Origin of the sequence: Streptomyces sp. Je 1-332 (genome assembly GCF_040730185.1) — a bacterium.
Classification (GTDB): domain Bacteria; phylum Actinomycetota; class Actinomycetes; order Streptomycetales; family Streptomycetaceae; genus Streptomyces.
On the sequence record NZ_CP160402.1, the window covers coordinates 7,089,266 to 7,106,264 of the forward strand.

General features: G+C 70.9%; 13 protein-coding genes. 9 read left to right on the forward strand and 4 right to left on the reverse strand.

Annotation, left to right across the window (positions count from 1 at the left end; all coding sequences use genetic code 11):
• Nucleotides 1–82: 82 nt before the first annotated feature.
• Nucleotides 83–2,533: a polysaccharide lyase 8 family protein gene (locus ABXJ52_RS31905; protein ID WP_367046775.1), complete on the reverse strand. Its 2,451-nt coding sequence runs from the start codon at nucleotides 2,531–2,533 to the stop codon at nucleotides 83–85.
• A 198-nt stretch (nucleotides 2,534–2,731) separates the two neighbouring features.
• Between ABXJ52_RS31905 and ABXJ52_RS31910 the strand changes: the two genes are divergently transcribed.
• The 6 genes from ABXJ52_RS31910 (at nucleotide 2,732) to ABXJ52_RS31935 (ending at nucleotide 11,110) form a co-directional block, all read left to right on the forward strand.
• On the forward strand, nucleotides 2,732–4,204 hold the full coding sequence (locus tag ABXJ52_RS31910; protein WP_367046777.1) for a M1 family metallopeptidase: 1,473 nt from the start codon (nucleotides 2,732–2,734) through the stop codon (nucleotides 4,202–4,204).
• 11 nt (nucleotides 4,205–4,215) lie between these two features.
• Nucleotides 4,216–6,441, forward strand: a complete 2,226-nt coding sequence (locus tag ABXJ52_RS31915) for a right-handed parallel beta-helix repeat-containing protein (RefSeq protein WP_367046779.1) — start codon at nucleotides 4,216–4,218, stop codon at nucleotides 6,439–6,441.
• 55 nt (nucleotides 6,442–6,496) lie between these two features.
• Nucleotides 6,497–7,684 carry a Gfo/Idh/MocA family oxidoreductase gene (locus tag ABXJ52_RS31920; RefSeq protein WP_367046781.1) on the forward strand — a complete coding sequence of 396 codons (1,188 nt, stop codon included), beginning with the start codon at nucleotides 6,497–6,499 and terminating at the stop codon, nucleotides 7,682–7,684.
• Between the two features lie 145 nt (nucleotides 7,685–7,829).
• Nucleotides 7,830–8,858: an L-threonine 3-dehydrogenase gene (gene tdh, locus ABXJ52_RS31925; protein WP_367046783.1), complete on the forward strand. Its 1,029-nt coding sequence runs from the start codon at nucleotides 7,830–7,832 to the stop codon at nucleotides 8,856–8,858.
• A gap of 47 nt (nucleotides 8,859–8,905) precedes the next feature.
• Complete coding sequence (locus ABXJ52_RS31930; protein ID WP_367046785.1) at nucleotides 8,906–10,105, forward strand: glycine C-acetyltransferase; 1,200 nt, start codon at nucleotides 8,906–8,908, stop codon at nucleotides 10,103–10,105.
• Nucleotides 10,106–10,210: 105 nt separating this feature from the next.
• Nucleotides 10,211–11,110 (forward strand): LysR family transcriptional regulator, encoded by a 900-nt coding sequence (locus ABXJ52_RS31935; protein WP_367046787.1) that lies wholly within the window; start codon nucleotides 10,211–10,213, stop codon nucleotides 11,108–11,110.
• A gap of 83 nt (nucleotides 11,111–11,193) precedes the next feature.
• Here ABXJ52_RS31935 and ABXJ52_RS31940 read toward each other — a convergent pair whose 3' ends face one another.
• On the reverse strand, nucleotides 11,194–11,730 hold the full coding sequence (locus ABXJ52_RS31940) for a hypothetical protein (RefSeq protein WP_367046789.1): 537 nt from the start codon (nucleotides 11,728–11,730) through the stop codon (nucleotides 11,194–11,196).
• Between the two features lie 11 nt (nucleotides 11,731–11,741).
• The gene (locus ABXJ52_RS31945) at nucleotides 11,742–12,512 is read right to left on the reverse strand and encodes a sulfite exporter TauE/SafE family protein (RefSeq protein WP_367046791.1); all 771 of its coding nucleotides are present in this window, start codon (nucleotides 12,510–12,512) and stop codon (nucleotides 11,742–11,744) included.
• 84 nt (nucleotides 12,513–12,596) lie between these two features.
• Between ABXJ52_RS31945 and ABXJ52_RS31950 the strand changes: the two genes are divergently transcribed.
• Complete coding sequence (locus ABXJ52_RS31950; RefSeq protein ID WP_367046793.1) at nucleotides 12,597–13,487, forward strand: LysR family transcriptional regulator; 891 nt, start codon at nucleotides 12,597–12,599, stop codon at nucleotides 13,485–13,487.
• A gap of 90 nt (nucleotides 13,488–13,577) precedes the next feature.
• On the opposite strand, the gene ABXJ52_RS31955 is transcribed toward ABXJ52_RS31950, so the two are convergent.
• Nucleotides 13,578–14,573 carry a LacI family DNA-binding transcriptional regulator gene (locus ABXJ52_RS31955; RefSeq protein ID WP_367046795.1) on the reverse strand — a complete coding sequence of 332 codons (996 nt, stop codon included), beginning with the start codon at nucleotides 14,571–14,573 and terminating at the stop codon, nucleotides 13,578–13,580.
• Nucleotides 14,574–14,993: 420 nt separating this feature from the next.
• Here ABXJ52_RS31955 and ABXJ52_RS31960 point away from each other — a divergent pair, with 420 nt between their 5' ends.
• A complete protein-coding gene (locus tag ABXJ52_RS31960) occupies nucleotides 14,994–15,857 on the forward strand; it encodes an ABC transporter permease (protein WP_367046797.1) in 864 nt (287 codons plus the stop codon).
• A 79-nt stretch (nucleotides 15,858–15,936) separates the two neighbouring features.
• Entirely contained in the window at nucleotides 15,937–16,965 is a 1,029-nt protein-coding gene (locus ABXJ52_RS31965) for an ABC transporter substrate-binding protein (protein WP_367046799.1), read from the forward strand.
• Nucleotides 16,966–16,999: the final 34 nt, after the last annotated feature.

Consider the following 16,999-nt stretch of genomic DNA (forward strand, 5'->3'; position numbering starts at 1 on the left):
TGTGCGGGGGGGCTTCCTGTGCAGGGGGTGCTTCCTGTGCGGGGTGCTTCCTGTGCGGGGTGCTTCCGGGCGACAGAGCCCGTCACCTCAGGTGTGCGGTGTGCGTGTGGCCGCGTGAGCCCTCGACGCGGACGGTGACGACGGGGCGGCGGCCCGGGGTGACGGAGACCGTGTCGTCGGCGCGGACCACCTTCCGTACGGGGAAGGGAAGTTCCAGGGTGACCGTGGTGCCGGTGCGGCCCGGGTCGGCCACGGCCAGCGACATGCCGTCGCCGCCGCGTCGCGCGAGCACGGTGCAGGGCCCCGATGCCGATATCCCCGCCGCGCTGCCCGGCCCCCAGAAGTGGAGGGCGACGAGGCCGTGCCGCCGGGCCTCGACGGCCTGGGCGGTGGCGTTGTTGGCGATGACGCGGACCGGCCGTGCGTGGGACCAGACGGCGGTCGCGGTGGCGCTCGCTCCGGGCAGCAGGACATAGGCGTACGACGAAGCGGTGGGGGAGGTGCCGTGGTCGAGCCACAGGGTCAGATAGCGGCGGGTGAGGGGAGTGGTGCTGCCGCCGGTGTCCGCGCCGGTGTTGATCTCCCGCCAGGTGCCGGTGCGCTCCTCGCGCAGGGCGTGGAGGCGGGCGCCGTCCCTGCCGTGCGCAGGCCGGGCGGGGTCGTCGGGGAAGACATAGCCGCCGGTGCCGTCCAGGTGGGCCCAGCGGGCGCCGGGCAGGGGCGCGGACCAGCCGGTGTGCGAGGGCTGCCGCCGACCGTCGACCGTGAAGCGGGGTGCCCCGTCCTCGTACAGATTCCGGTTCTCGACGATCGTCTCGATGGTGCGTCCGTCGCTCGCGGTGATGTCCGCGCCCAGGGCAACGACCGCGTTGTCCAGGAAGAACCACGCCTTCCTGGCCCGGAGCGTGCTGCCGTCGGCGAGGAGTTCCATCGCGGCAGCGCCGAATCTTTCGTCGAGCACAGCGCCGCCCGCGACGGCGTTCTTCGGCAGGTAGGTCGCCGTCCCGCCGCCCGAACCGATGTCGGCGCGGGTCCGGGTGTCCACGGTGGTGCCCGGCAGGCGGTACGGGTCGACCGTCGCCCAGAAGCCGTCCCCGAACTGCCCCAGGTCGTCGCCGTCGTAGAGATACGTCATGCCGTCGCCGGTGTACCAGCCGTGCAGGTTCTCGCCGTTGCCCGCCTCATAGGCGGCGATGCGCTTCGAGGAGAGCGAGAGCGTGAGTGCCCAGCCGGGGCGCCGGTGCACCACCCGGTCCATGTCGGCGAACGCGAAGTGCCCGGTGAGCCGCTCGGTGGCGGGCACGGTGGTGTCGTCGAGGACGGCCTTGGCGCGGGCGAGAGCGGGTACGCCTACCAGGCTCAGATAGGGGTGGGACTTGTTACGCCTCATCCACCCCTTGGCCAGCGCGCGCCAGCGTGCGGCGTACGCGGCGGGCGCTCCGTCGGCCAGTTGCAGGATGTTGGTGAGGGCCGCCGCGCCGTCCTTGTGGTCCGGTGCCTTTTCGCGAGACGTCGCCCGGCCCCGCACCGCGTCCATCATCAGTCCGTCGAAGACCACCGGCGAGAAGGTCCGCTCCACCGCCTCGTACAGCACGGACGTCTTCGGGTCGGTGACGGCCCACTCGGAGTCCGCGAGCAGCGCGATCAGCACGCCGGCGCTGCCGAGCAGGACACTGCCGTACGTGCCCGTGTACGCGACGGAGCCGTGCTGCACGAACGACCCGTCCTCGTAGAACCCGTCGCCCGAAGTGACGTATGTGAACAGGCTGTTCTTGCCCTTGTCCCGGACGTCGGACAGGCCGTCGCGTGCGAGCGCCAGGGTGGCCGCGTCCTTCGCCAGGAGCCCGCGCAGGGCCACGATGACGGCTTTGTCGGCGCGGTTGGCACCCGTCTCGGACAGCGTCGGGATGCTGGTGCGGCGGTCGGGGTCCGGGCAGAACTTCGCCACCGTGGAGACGTACTTCGCCAGGTCGGCCGCGGGGATCTTCTCGTGCAGCAGCACGCAGGTGTCCATCAGGGCGCGGGGTGCGCCGATCTCCCAGAACCACCAGTTGCCGGTCTCGGGGCGATCCGGGTTGTAGGCGTCGGCGTGCAGGAAACGGAGGGCTTCGAGCAGAGCGTCCGCCGCTTCGGCGCTGTCGCTGAGGGACGTGCCGGGGGTGGCCCAGGCCGTCGCGATCGTGCGCAGTCGGGTGTAGCTCTGGCCGAAGTTGCCCGGGTCCTTGGCGGGGGAGAGGTCGGCCCACAGGGCGCTGCGGCCCGCGGACCGGTCCAAGTCCCGCCACCAGTCGGCCGCCTGGGTGTCGAGAGTCTTCATCGCCGCCGCGAAGTCAGGGTCGGCGGCGTCGAAGTCGCCTCCCGTGAGTTGCGCGGCGGCGCGGGCGAGCAGGGGGTCGAACGGGTCCGCGTCCACGTCCGTCTCCGCGGCCCACGCCGCACCGCCGGTCGACGGTGCCACCAGAGCGGATGCGGCACTCGCGGCGAGAAGCGTGCGGCGGCTGGGACCGGTGGAGCCGGAGCGAGGCGTGCGCATAGGGAACTCCCGTGAGGCGTCGGGGCGTCGGAGTGTGCGGAGCGACGGACGTGAGCGATTGCGCGACAGCATGTAAGCGGTTGCTACGCGGGGGCAAGGGGGTGCGGCATCTTTCTACGTTCTTTCTGTCCGGGCCTGGCCTCGGGGAGGAGAGGTCGTGTTGACGCTGACGGTAAGCGATTACTACGTTGCGGGCCCATGGCTGAGAACAGGACCCGAACCGCACGTGCTCGCAGTAACCGCACAGTTTGTGCCGCGACAGCGACCGCCGCGGCGGCCGCCACCCTCGCGCTCGCCCTCCCCGCCCAAGCGGCGCCCTTCGACCCGTCCCCGGGCGCGGACGGCGTCGGCGACCCGTTGTTCCCGACGCTTGGCAACGGCGGCTACGACGTCCGCCATTACGACCTCTCCTTCGACTTCACGCCGGTGACGTACGACTTCACCGGCACTATGAGGATCAAGGCGCGAGCCACCCAGGACCTGTCGTCCTTCAACCTCGACGTCGACTCGCTGGCCATCGACGCCGTGCAGGTCAACGGCAAGAAGGCCACCTGGGCGATCACGCCGGGACAGAGCGGCCAGGAGCTCACCGTCACCCCGGCGGGCGGTCTGCGCGACCGCCGGACCTTCGACGTCGAGCTGACCTACCACGGCAACGGCAGGACCAAGCCGATCAGCCAGCCGGGCTGGCGTTACATGTCCGGCGGCGGCTTCGCCTCCGCCGCCCAGGCCTCCCGCGCCGACACCTTCGCGCCGGTCAACGACCACCCCTCCGACAAGGCCACCTGGTCCTTCCACCTCACCGCCCCCGACGGCTGGACGCCCGGCGCCAACGGCAACCTCACCAAAACCCGCGACGCCGGAGCCAGGAAGACCTGGGACTTCTCACTCAAGTCCCCCATGGCGCCCGAGCTGTTGAGCATCTCCGTCAACAAGCAGGCCTACCTCTACGGCCGAGGCCCCCACGGAGTGAAACTGCGCCACCTCGTCCCCGAGGACCAGCAGGCCAAGTACAAGCCCATCGCCGAGGAGACCGGCGGGCAACTGGCGTGGCTGGAGAAGACCCTCGGCGTGCGCTACCCGTTCGACACGTACGGCGTGCAGATCGTGCGGGACGGCTACAGCGACGCGCTGGAGAACCAGACCCTCTCGCTCTTCGGCCCCTCGTGGTTCGACAAGCCCACCTACTCGACCACCATGATCCACGAACTGACCCACCAGTGGTTCGGCGACTCCGTCACCCCCGCGACCTGGCAGGACGCGTGGCTGAACGAAGGACCCGCCGTCTACTACGCGGCTGTGTGGGCGGAGCAGAAGGGCTTTCAGCCCATCGAGGAGAAGATGAAGACCGCGTACGCCGAGCTCGACGCGGTCCGCAAGACCGACGGGCCGCCCGGAAAGCCCACCGGACTGGGCGGCTTCAACATCTACGACGGTGCGGCCGTCTCCCTCTACGCCCTCCACCAGCAGATCGGGCAGGGGAAGTTCGACGCGGTCATGAAGGCGTGGCTGACCGGACACCGGCACGGCAACGCCTCCACCCAGGACTTCATCGACAACGCCGTCGAGGTCACCGGTGACGACGCGGTCGGCACGTTCCTCGAGCACTGGCTGTTCGACCTCGACAACCCGCCCATGCCGGGCCACCCGGACTGGGGAGTCGCGAAGTGAAGCCGCCGCGCATGACCGTGGGGGCATGCGCCTTCGCGGCCCTCGCGGCGGTCATCGCACCGCAGAGCGCCGCCCAGTCCGCCCAGGCAGCCCCCAGGCCCAAGATTTTCCACGTGGCCCCGGACGGCTCGGGAGCGTCCTGCACCGCCACCCGGCCCTGCTCCCCGCAGGCCGCGCGTGACGCCGCCCGCACCGTCAGTGGACGTGACATACGCGTCGAACTGGCCGACGGTACCTACGAGATGAGCCAGCCGCTCGAACTGGGCGCGGCCGACTCCGGGCGCGACGGGCACACCGTCACCTGGACCGCCGCGCCCGGCGCCCAGCCCGTGTTCTCCGGTGGCCGCGCGCTCACGGGATGGTCCGAAGCCGCCGATGGCACCTGGACTGCTGACGTTCCCGAAGGGGTCACCCCGCGCCAGCTGTTCGTGGACGGGAAGCGGGCCGTGCGGGCGCGGGGCGATGCGTGCGCGGCGACCACCTGCGACGCGACGAAGACCGGCATGACAGGGGCCACCGCCACCGGGATCGACAAGTGGCGGCGCCCCACCGGCGCGGAGGCCGTCATCAAGATCCGCTGGCGCGACTACCACTGCCGGATCGCCTCCGTGGACGGCGACCGGATGACCTTCGCGCAGCCCTGCTGGACCAACTCCGCCAGCGGCACGGACCGTACGGGCCCGGCGTGGGACTCCACCACCGTCGACTCGGCGCGCTACTCCGGAGTGGCATTCTTCGAGAACGCCCGCGAACTCCTGGACAGGCCGGGTGAGTTCGTCTGGAATGCCGACGACCGCACCGTCACCTACCTCCCGCGCAAGGGCGAGGACATGCGGCGCGCGGGCGTGCTCACCCCGGAGACCGAGCGCCTCATGGTCGTCGACGGCGCCCACGACCTCAGGGTCCAGGGCATCGGCTTCGCCCACGCCGCGTACGCCCAGCCCTCCACCGACGAGGGCTACGCGGGCACGCAGGCCGGTCTCACCCTCACCGGAGCGAGCGGCCCGGTCGATCACGCGGGCCGCCACTACACCAAACCGAGCGCGGCGCTGACGGTTCGGGGCGGTCGCCATGTGGCGGTCACCGGGGCCGAGTTCACGCAGCTCGGCGGCGCCGGAGTCATCTTCGAGGAGGGCACCAAGGACTCGTCGGTCACCCGCTCCCGCTTCACGGATCTATCCTCCGGCGCCGTCTACGTCGGCGACACCGAGCCGAAGCCGGACGCGGACCTCGCAGGTGAGCGGAACACGGTCGCGTACAACACGATCCGGCGCACCGGCGTCGAGTACACCGACGCGGTGGGCATCTGGGCCGGATACGAGGCCGGGCTGCGCGTCGACCACAACACCCTCGACGACCTGCCCTACTCCGGGATCTCCGTCGGCTGGGGCTGGAACCAGCCGGAGGCCCAGAAGTCCGTCCTGCGCGACAACCGGATCACGGCCAACCGCATCACGAACGTGATGCGCGTCGAGCACGCCCAGCACGACGGCGGCGCCATCTACACGCAGGGCGCCCAGCCCGGCACGGTTGTCTCCGGCAACTACATCAACCGCTCCGCCTACGGGAACACCGAACGCGACGGCAACGGCATCTACCTCGACGAGCAGTCCTCGTACATCCGCGTCGAAGGCAACGTCATCACCCGCGTCGGCTACAAGTGGGTCTCCAACTGGGCCGATTACGGCATCCGGAACCACGCGACCGGCAACTGGACCGACACCGACGCACCGGCCCTCACCGGCACCGGATCAACGATGAAGGACAACCACACCAAGCTCGACCGGCTGCCGTCGCGGGCACTCGCGGTGGCCGCACGCGCGGGCGCGCACGGAGCGCCGGCCGAGCAGCTGCGCCCCGACCTCGCCCGTGCGGGCACGGCGTCCCAGTCCTCCACGGACGGCGCGGCGGCGGCGTACGCCACCGACGGGGACACCTCGACCGACACCCGGACCCTTTCGCGACCGGGCGCCTGGTGGCAGGTGGACCTCGGCGAGACGCGCGGCGTGGGGCAGGTCGAGATCTGGAACGACACCTCCATGACCACGGCCGACTTCGACGTGCAGCTCGCGAGGAGCGCGGACTTCTCCGACGCCACGACCCTGCACTTCACCGGGCGAGCACTTCGGCCCACACTCCTCGACACGGACGCGGAAGCCAGATACATAAGGATCAAGCTCACCGGCACGGGACGCGTGGCGCTCGCCCACGTGCTCGTGCATCCTGCACGTACATAGCAACACCCGCACCCGCACAGGCATGTGCACAGGTATTGGTACGGAAAGGCACACCATGACCGACCTCCGTCTCGGCGTCCTCGGCTACGGCTTGCGCGGTTCGCTCGCCCGCACCGCACACCGGCCGGGCGCGGGCTCCCGCGTCACCGCGCTCGCCGACCTCGACGTCACCGCGAGGACGGAGGCGGCCGTGGCCTTCCCCGGAGCACTGATATCCACCGACCACCGCAAGGTCATCGAGGACCCGGACGTCGACGCCGTGGTGATCCTCACCCCGGACCACACCCACGCACAGCTCGCCTGCGAGGCGCTGCGCGAGAAGAAGCCCGTCTTCGTGGAGAAGCCGCTCGAAATCGGCATCGAGGCCTGCGACGAGATCCTGCGGACCGCGTACGAGACGGGAACGCGCCTCTACGTAGGCCACAACATGCGCCACATGCCGGTGGTCAGGCTGATGCGCGACATCATCAGGCGCGGAGACATCGGCGAGGTCAAGACGGTCTGGGTGCGCCATTTCGTCGCCTACGGAGGCGACTGGTACTTCAAGGACTGGCACGCCGAACGGCAGCACACCACCAGCCTGTTGCTCCAGAAGGCCGCCCACGACATCGACGTACTGCACTGGCTCGCGGGCGGCTACACGCGCCAGGTGCAGGCTCTCGGCGACCTCATGGTCTACGGCGACAACCCGCACCGCCGCGAGCCGGGCGAGCCGAAGTCGGACGACTGGTACACCAAGGACGGCCACTGGCCGCCGCACACCCAGCGTGACCTCAACCCGGTCATCGACGTCGAGGACGTCTCCCTGGTCAACATGCGCCTGGACAACGGGGTGTTGGCCTCCTACCAGCAGTGCCACTTCACCCCCGACTACTGGCGCAACTACACCGTCATCGGGGACGCGGGCCGCCTGGAGAACTTCGGCGACGGCCCGGGGGGAGTGGTGAAGGTCTGGAACGCGCGCCGCTCGACCCACCGCCCCGAAGCCGACGCCGAGTACGCGGTGCCTGACTCCCAGGACGAGGGCGGGCACGGCGGCTCCGACCCGCTCCTTATCGAGGAGTTCGTACGGTTCGTGCGCGAGGGAGGGCGCACCGACACCTCGCCGGTCGCGGCCCGGATGGCGGTGGCGGCGGGCGTGCGCGCCACGCAGTCGCTCCGGGACGGGGGCACGCCGCGTGAGGTGCCGGACCTGGACCCGGAGCTGGTCGCCTACTTCGAGCGGGGGCAGAGCCGGGCCTGAAGAAGGGCCTCAGGAAGGGTCCGAGGAAGGGCCTGAAGGAAAGCTGCGGCGGCGCTTAAGAAATCCTCGATGGACCAGGGCGCCGCCGTAGGGAAGATTCCTGTGTCGTCGGTGGAAGAAGCGACGTACGACAGGAGCCGCTGCGTTGAAGGCGCTGGTCAAGGAGAAAGCGGAGCCGGGTCTCCGGCTGATGGACGTACCGGAGCCGGTCATCGGCCACGGGGACGTCCTGATCAAGGTGCTGCGCACCGGGATCTGCGGGACCGATCTGCACATCCGGGCCTGGGACGGCTGGGCGCAGCAGGCGATCGCGGCGCCGCTGGTCGTCGGGCACGAGTTCGTCGGCGAGGTCGTGGAGACCGGGCGTGACGTCGTCGACATCAAGGTCGGCGACCGGGTCAGCGGCGAGGGCCACCTCGTCTGCGGCAAGTGCCGCAACTGCCAGGCGGGCCGCCGCCACCTGTGCCGCGCCACGGTCGGCCTCGGCGTCGGCAGGGACGGGGCGTTCGCCGAGTTCGTCGCGCTGCCCGCCGCCAACGTGTGGGTGCACCGCGTCCCCGTCGATCTCGATGTGGCCGCGATCTTCGACCCGTTCGGCAACGCGGTGCACACCGCGCTGTCCTTCCCGCTGGTCGGCGAGGACGTGCTGATCACCGGCGCCGGGCCGATCGGCCTGATGGCAGCCGCTGTGGCCCGGCACGCGGGCGCCCGCAACGTCGTCATCACCGACGTCAGCGAGGAGCGTCTGGAGCTCGCCCGCAAGGTCGGCGCGAGCCTGGCGCTGAACGTCGCCGAGACCTCGATCACCGAAGGGCAGCGCGCACTGGGCCTGCGCGAGGGATTCGACGTCGGCCTGGAGATGTCCGGCAACCCCGTCGCGATGCGCGACATGCTCGCCAACATGACGCACGGCGGCAAGATCGCCATGCTCGGTCTGCCGGCCGAGGAGTTCGCCGTCGACTGGTCCCGGATCGTCACGTCCATGATCACCATCAAGGGCATCTACGGCCGGGAGATGTTCGAGACCTGGTACGCCATGTCCGTGCTGCTCGAAGGCGGCCTCGACCTCGCTCCCGTGATCACCGGGCGCTACGGCCACCGTGACTTCGAGGCGGCCTTCGACGACGCGGCGAGCGGCCGCGGCGGCAAGGTCATCCTCGACTGGACCTCCTGAACCCCTTCTGACCTCCTGACCGACCTCTTCTTTTAAAGGAAGTCACCATGTTCGACTCCGTACGGGACGATCTCCAGGCCACCCTCGACGAGATCCGCGCCGCGGGCCTGCACAAGCCCGAGCGCGTCATCGGCACCCCGCAGTCCGCCACGGTCGCCGTCACCGCGGGAGGCCGCCCCGGTGACGTACTGAACTTCTGCGCGAACAACTACCTCGGCCTCGCCGACCACCCCGAGGTGATCGCCGCCGCCCACGAGGCCCTGGACCGCTGGGGCTACGGCATGGCGTCCGTGCGCTTCATCTGCGGTACGCAGGAGGTGCACAAGGAGCTCGAAGGGCGCCTGTCCGCGTTCCTCGGCCAGGAGGACACGATCCTCTACTCGTCCTGCTTCGACGCCAACGGCGGAGTCTTCGAGACGCTGCTCGGCGCCGAGGACGCGGTCATCTCCGACGCGCTCAACCACGCGTCGATCATCGACGGCATCCGGCTGAGCAAGGCCCGCCGCTTCCGGTACGCCAACCGCGACATGGCCGACCTGGAGCAGCAGCTGAAGGAGGCCTCCGAGGGCGGCGCCCGCCGGAAGCTGATCGTCACCGACGGCGTCTTCTCCATGGACGGGTACGTCGCCCCGCTGCGGGAGATCTGTGACCTCGCCGAACGTTACGACGCGATGGTGATGGTCGACGACTCGCACGCCGTCGGCTTCGTCGGCCCCGGCGGTCGCGGCACGCCCGAGCTGCACGGCGTCATGGACCGCGTCGACATCATCACGGGCACGCTCGGCAAGGCGCTCGGCGGCGCCTCCGGCGGTTATGTCGCCGCCCGCGCGGAGATCGTCGCGCTCCTGCGCCAGCGTTCGCGCCCGTACCTCTTCTCGAACACGCTCGCCCCGGTGATCGCGGCGGCCTCGCTGAAGGTCATCGACCTCCTGGAGTCGGCGGGCGAACTGCGCGAGCGGCTCGCCGCGAACACGGCGCTGTTCCGCTCGCGGATGACCGAGGAGGGCTTCGACATCCTGCCGGGCGACCACGCGATCGCCCCGGTGATGATCGGCGACGCCTCGGTCGCGGGCCGCATGGCCGAGCTGCTCCTGGAGCGCGGCGTGTACGTGATCGGCTTCTCGTACCCGGTGGTGCCGCAGGGCGCGGCCCGTATCCGCGTCCAGCTGTCGGCCGCGCACTCCACGGAGGACGTGAACCGCGCGGTGGACGCGTTCGTGGCGGCGCGGGCGGAGCTGGACGCCTGACGGTGCCGGGCTCCTCGGGTGACTGACTGGGCACCCTCGGGTGACTGAGGGGCCCGGCAGGACCGCTGGTGTCGGTGAGCCCGGCGGTTTGGGACAATCGACCCCATGATCGAAGCGCGGCGGCTGCACATCCTCCGTGCGGTGGCAGACCACCGCACGGTCACGGCCGCTGCCGCCGCGCTCTATCTCACGCCGTCGGCGGTCTCCCAGCAGCTGACCGCCCTGGAGCAGGAGACCGGCCACCGCCTGGTCGAGCGGGGTGCCCGCGGGGTCAGGCTGACCCCGGCGGGCGAGATCCTGCTCTCCCACACGAACGCGGTCCTCGCCCAGCTGGAACGGGCCGAGGCGGAGCTGGCCGCGTACAGCTCGGGCGCGGCGGGGACGGTCACCGTGGCGTCCTTCGCCACGGGGATCGCCCTGGTGGTCGGCCCCGCCCTCGTGCGCCTTGCGACCGCCGCGCCCGGTATCCGCGTACGGGTCCAGGACGCGGAGGGTGACGCGAGCCTGCCGATGGTGCTCGACCGGCAGGTCGACGTCGCCGTCGCGGTGGAGTACCGGGGCGCTCCGGGCGCGGACGATCCGCGGCTGACGCGCGTCCCGCTGTACGCGGAGCCGTTCGACGCCGTGCTCCCGGAGGCGCACCGCCTCGCGGACGCGGAGCGTGTGCCCCTCGCGGAGCTGGCCAAGGACGCCTGGATCGGGCCCTTCGTCGGCAACCCCTGCCATGACGTGGTGATCCTCGCCTGCGAGGCCGCGGGCTTCCAGCCTCTGCTCGAACACTGGTCGGACGATTTCCGTGCGGTGGTCGCCTTGGCGTCGGCCGGCGCGGGCGTGGCGCTCGTGCCCCGGTCCGCGCTGCGGGGGATGGACGTCTCGGGGGTGGTGATCCGCCCGGTGGAGGGCGCCGCTCCTACCCGCCGGGTCTTCGCCGCGGTGCGGTGCGGGGCGGAGGAGCATCCGCTGATCCGCCCGGTGCTCGACGCGCTGGGGGAAGCGGCGGGGTGATACCGCCGGGCGGTGGTTGCGTGCGGGTGTCCACCTGGGGGGGGCATCAACTGTCCGTTGAGAAGGGCTAGTTGGTGAGTCGCTCAACTCACCTCCGGCGAGATCGAATTGAGGTACCGGGCCAACCCTCCCGATACGGGTAAGGGGTCCCCGCCCCCGTCCGTATCTCCGTCCGCCTCCTCGTGACGCAGGACCCAGTCGTCGAGGTCGCGTGCCGCCTCCAGGGGATTGCCCGCCGTGTAGGCGCGCCACCAGCCCGAGCCGTCGAGGGCGCCGGTGGCCCGATCGGGCGAGCGCAGTTCCTCCCGGAAACGGGACTCGGCCGCGGCGAAGCGTGTCCGCGCTGTCCGCGCGTCCACACCCAGGGTGTCGCCGACGACCTGCCAGCTCGCGCCGCCGAGACGCTCGCACACGGCGGCTGCCCCAAAAAACCGGTGCGCGGCCCTGAGCACGTGGGCGGCGTCGGCAAGCACCGATCCGGGGGAGCGGCCGGCGCCGTCGGGGCGCAGCTCGTGCTCACCGACCGGTACGGCGGTACGCGCGAGCCGGGCCAGCTCGCACGCCTCGTAGGCCATCGCGAGGCGCGCTCGGGCCGCGTCCGCGCAGTCCTGGTCGGTCATGTCGATCAGCCTCAACCACGCACATCGCGCACGAAGTACAGGGCGGTCATCGTCACGGCGGAGGTCAGGATGATGCCGCGCAGCAGCCGGTCGGAGAGGCGGCGCGCGAAGTGGGCGCCGGTGAAGCCGCCGGCCAGCGCGCCGATCAGCATGGTGGCGAGGGTGAGCGGAGCGCTCAGCGCGTCCGAGGCGACGAGGAGCAGTGCGCTCGCGCTGAGGTTGATGGCCGCGATCTGCGTGACCCGCATCGGGTTGCCGGCCGCGGTGTCGAGGCCGAGGCCGATGCCCCACAGGGCGAACATCATGATGCCTACGGCCCCGCCGAAGTATCCCCCGTACAGAGCGAGGCAGAACTGGCCTGTCAGTACGCCCCGCGCGCCGATGCCGATCTCGCGGCCGAGCCTGCCGCTCACCGCGCGGGACAGGCGGCGGCCGAAGGCGAGGACCACCGTGGCGAACGCGAGCAGCCACGGCACCGCGGCGTCGAACGACGCCGCGGGGAGGGCGAGGAGCAGCGTGGCGCCGAGCCCGCCCCCGACCACGCTGACCGTGGTCAGCGCTTTCGTGGACGTCGCGCCGAGCGGGGCGAGTTCGCGTCGGTAGACCCACCCGCTGGCCACGGCTCCGGGCACGAGGGCGATGGTCGAGGTCGCGTTCGCCGTCACGGGGGACAGGCCGACCGCGACGAGGGCGGGCAGCGCCACGAACGTGCCTCCGCCGCCGACGGAGTTCAGCGCTCCGGCGGTGACGCCTGCCACCAGTACGAGGAGAAGTTCTGCCACCCGCCGAGCATCGGCCCGTGGCCGGTGTGCCCACAATGCGTTATCGGTGTACCCAGCCTAAGGCTGTGCCATAGGCTCCCGAGCGTGCGCTACGACCTGGACGATCTGCGGCTCTTCCTCGACATCGTGACGGAGGGGTCGATCACGGCAGGCGCCCGCCGCATGCACCTGAGCCTTCCTTCCGCCAGCGCCAGGGTTCGCTCCCTCGAACAGCAGGCCGGTGTGGAGCTGTTGATCCGCGGGCGGAGGGGCGTGCGCCCCACTCCGGCGGGGACCACGCTCGCCCGGCACGCGCGCGAGGTCCTCGCCCAGACGGTGCGGCTCGAGAACGCCGTCGCCGGGTACAGCCGCTCTCCGGCCGCTCCGCTGACGTTGCTGGTGGGCGGTTCCGCGATGCACCGTCTTGTGCCGCGCGCCCTGATCTCGTTCCTCCGGGCGCACCCGGACGTCGACGTCACGGTGTCCGAGAGCCGTACGCCGAAGACCGTGCGGAGGCTCGCGGACGGCGAGGCGGACCTGGGTGTGGTCGTCGACGACGAGGCCCGCGACTGCGGCCTGGCGATGGAACCGCTGGGCGACGACTCCCTCGTCGTGATCGGCCAGGCCGGCGGCATCCTCGCGGGCCGGACCGAGCTGACCTACCGCGAGGCGGCGGAGCACCCGCTGGTCGGTCTCTCCCCCGACTCATCGCTGGGGCGCTGGATCGAAAAGCACCTCGGCCCGCACGCCCCGGTCGCACGCCACCGGACCAGCGTCGCCCACCTCCACGCGGTAGTCGCGCTCGCGGCGGCGGGCGTAGGCCTCGCGGTGGTCCCACGCCACGCCATCGACCCGAGCAGGCCACTCGACATCTGCGAACTACAGGACCCCTGGGCCCGAAGGCAGCACCTACTGGCATGGGGCGCCAGGAACCCATCACCGTCCCCGGCGACGGAGGCCCTCGCCGAACACTTGCGGGCGGCAGCACTGCCGTAGTCCGGGCGGGGGGAGCTGCTGGGGGGCGAGGGGGAGTGGCCTGGTCGGATGGTGACGTGAGGGTGGGGCAATCGTCCGAGAAGCCGGACCCTACCCCGGCGCAACTGTGCTGGCCCGCAGCACGACCTCCCCCCGCACCCTCTCGACCCGCGACCTGGCCGCCCGTTCGCGCAGCGCCAGGGCCATGACGTCTCGGCCCATCTGCCTCAGCGGCAGCGCCACGGTGGTGAGGGGCGGCGTGAGTTCCCTGACCAGTGGGATGTCGTCGAAGCCCGCGAGCGATACGTCGTCCGGCACCCGGAGTCCCCGCTCGCGCAGGGCGCCCAACGCCCCCACGGCCATCACGTCCGTCACCGCGAAGACGCACGTGGGCCGCTGCCCCCGCCGCAGCAGTTCGAGCGCGGCCGCATGGCCGCCGTCCCGGGTGAAGGCGCCCTCCACGATCCGCTCCGGGGGAAGGGGGACGCCGGCCTCGGCCAGTGCCGCGCGGAAACCGGCCAGGCGGTCCGCGACCGTGGTGAGGCGTTCGGGGCCGGTGAGGACGGCGAACTCCCGGTGGCCCAGGGCCAGTAGAGCCCGCGCCAACGCACCTGCCCCCGCCCGGTTCTCGGGCTGCACCGTGTCCACGCGGAGGCTGCGGTGCCGGCTGACCACGGCGACGCGGCCGCCGTCTCGTATGTAGGGGGCGAGCTCGGACTCCAACGCCCGTTCCCACGCCGGGTCCTGGAAGCCCGAGCCGATCAGCAGGATCGCGCGCGCCCGCTGCGCCCGCAGCATCGAGACGTACGCGATCTCCCGCGCCGGAGCGCGGAAGGTGCTGGCCAGCATGACGAGCAGGTCCTGTTCGGCCGCCGCGGCCATGACCCCGCTCGCGATGGCCGCGAAGTAGGGGTCGCCGACGTCGTGACAGATGACGCCCACGGTGTTGTTCGACGAGCTGGCGAGCGCCTGTGCATGGGCGTTGGGGATGTAGCCGAGTTGATCCGCCGCTTCGAGCACCCGGCGCCGCAGGTCCTCGCGCACGCGCGTCGTACCGTTCAGGGCCCGCGAAGCGGTGGCGGGGGAGACCCCGGCGGTACTGGCCACGGCGTGCAGCGTGACGTGCGACCCGCCTTCGCGTCCACGCCCGGGGGGCGCGGCTTGCTGCTCACGGGGCTGCCCGGCTCCAGGCGGACCCGCGTGCTCCCGCCGCCCGGCTCCAGGCGTAACCGCCTGCCCCCGCCCCGATTCAGGCGCATCCGGGCGCCCCGGCCCCCCTCCGGGTGACCCCCCTCCAGGCAGCCCCCCGTACCCCCGCCCCGCCCCGGGTCCCTGCTCCCGCCCCAGCGCCACCGCGCCCCCTTCGTCTCGCCTCGCGAAACTTCGAGCCGACCTATTGACCCTGCGGTCAGCCAGTCATTAGCGTGGCGGTCACCTTATCAGAAAGCGCTTTCTGAAAGCGGTTTCCGGCACCATCGAAGCTCCGTATCCGCCTCCGAAGTTCGCTGACTGCCAGGGGAGTTCACCGTGAGCCAGAGCGCACTGCAGGCAACTCCCGTGAAGACCGCGGGCGTTGTGGAACGCAGCCGCCCCACCCTGAGGCAACGTACCGCCGAGGCGGCCGAGAAGAGCTGGCGGCCGCTCGTCCTGCTGCTCGTCTGTTTCGGCGCCTGGTGGCTCGTCGCCGCCACCGAGATGGTCGAGGCGTACCTCGTGCCCTCGCCCGGCGCTACCCTCGACGTGATCCTCGACAAGCCCGACTACCTCTGGCAGCACAGCTGGGTCACCACGTACGAGACCCTGCTCGGCTTCGTCATCGCCGTGGGCGTCGGGATTCTCGCCGCGGTCCTCATGGTCTATTCGACGACCGTCGAGAAGACGCTCTACCCGATCCTCCTGTTCGCCCAGGTCGTCCCGAAGATCGCCATCGCCCCGCTCTTCGTCGTCTGGCTCGGCTTCGGCATCGCCCCGAAGATCCTCATCGCCGTGCTCATCGCCTTCTTCCCCGTCGTCATCTCGATGGTGACGGGCCTGAAGGCCGTCGACCCGGAGATGCTCCAGCTCTCCGCCACCATGGGCGCACGGCCCTGGCAGACCTTCCTGAAGATCCGCTTCCCGGCATCGCTCCCGCATCTCTTCTCCGGCCTCAAGGTGGCCGTCACGCTCGCCGTGACCGGCGCCGTCGTGGGCGAGTTCGTCGGCGCGAACGAAGGCCTCGGATACGTGATCCTCCAGGCCAACGGAAACCTCGACACCCCGATGCTCTTCGCGGGGCTGCTCGTCATGTCGCTGATCGGTGTCGTCCTCTTCGTGCTCGTCGAGATCGCCGAGCACCTGCTCCTGCCGTGGCACGCGAGCCGCAGGGACGCGGCAGCCACCACGGCGTACTGACCCCCGCACACGCCCAGCCCTCCCCCCCAACTCCCCGAGCCCCCAGCCATGTCCGTCGTACGCGAAGAAGGGCCGTTCCATGCACGCGCGCAGACTGCTCACCGGCCTCGTCCCCCTGAGCCTTGTCGCGGTGACCGCGACGGCCTGCGGCGGCGATGACGACAAGACGAGCACCAGCGACTCCGGCAAGAAGCTCGACAAGGTGACGCTGACGCTCAACTGGTACCCGTACGGCGAACACGCGCCGTTCTACTACGGCAAGCAGCAGAAGATCTTCGAGAAGCACGGCATCGACGTCGACATCAGGGCGGGCCAGGGTTCGCAGAAGACGGTGCAGGCCACGGGCGCCGGTCAGACCGACTTCGGCTGGGCTGACACCCCGGCGGTGCTCGCGGGTGTCGACCAGGGCGTCAAGGTGAAGAGCCTGGGTGTGTTCCTGCAGACGACGCCCGCCTCGGTGCAGTTCTTCGAGGCCCAGGGCGTCAAGTCCCCCGCCGACCTCAAGGGCAAGACGATCGCGGGCACGGCGGGTGACGCGCTCACCAAGACCTTCCCGATCTTCCTCGCGAAGAACGACATGGAGCTCTCCGACGTCAACGTCCAGAACACCGACCCGGCGGGCAAGATCGCCGCGGTGATCTCCGGAAAGACGGACGCCCTGCTGGGGTACGCGAGCGACCAGGGCCCCACCATGCAGAACAAGGCCAAGAAGGACGTCTCGTATCTGCGCTTCTCCGAGAACGGCCTCAACTTCTACTCCAACGGTCTCATCGCCGGGCCCAAGACCCTTCAGGGCAGGGGTGATCTGGCCAAGCGTATGACCGCCGCGGTCAGCGAGTCGTGGGCGGTCGCCGAGAAGAACCCGGGGCCCGCGGTCGACTCGATGGAGGGCGCGTCCGAGCAACTGCCGCCCAAGGAGGTGCTGTCCGAGCAGTTCAAGACGACGCTGACCCTGCTGCACACCGACGCCACGAAGGGGAAGGCGCCGGGCGCCAACACCGAGGCGGACTGGCAGCAGACCATCGACGTCTTCGCGGAGGCGGGCATGGTCAAGAAGGCCAAGCCCGTCGCCGAGTACTGGGACGCGGCCAAGGGCATCAAGGGCTGAGGGGCGGCAGAGGAATGGCCAAGGATGCGACTCT